Raw genomic sequence first — 270 nt, forward strand, 5'->3', positions numbered from 1 at the left:
CACCTGGGTTGCGCCAAGACATCATGAAGACGCTGTGCCCTTGCTCAAGCAACCAACGAACCATTGAGTTCTTTTCACGAAGGTCGAGAATGTAGTACTTATTGATGAATGGAGGAACGATCAACAAAGGCGTGGCGTTCACCTGAGGTGTTTTTGGGTAGTATTGAATAAGCTCGAACAGATCATTTTGAAAAACGACATCACCTTCCGTGTTCGCAACATCAACACCTAATCGGAAGGCATTATTGTTGGTCATACGGATCTTGAGGA

Annotated in this window: 1 pseudogene; it reads right to left on the minus strand. The window is 45.2% G+C overall.

The annotated features are described in order from the left end of the window. Nucleotides 1–270: pseudogene (locus AB4486_RS24580) on the minus strand (class I poly(R)-hydroxyalkanoic acid synthase); the annotation flags it as partial.

Source organism: Vibrio sp. 10N.222.55.C6 (genome assembly GCF_041473395.1).
Classification (GTDB): Bacteria; Pseudomonadota; Gammaproteobacteria; order Enterobacterales; family Vibrionaceae; genus Vibrio; species Vibrio crassostreae_C.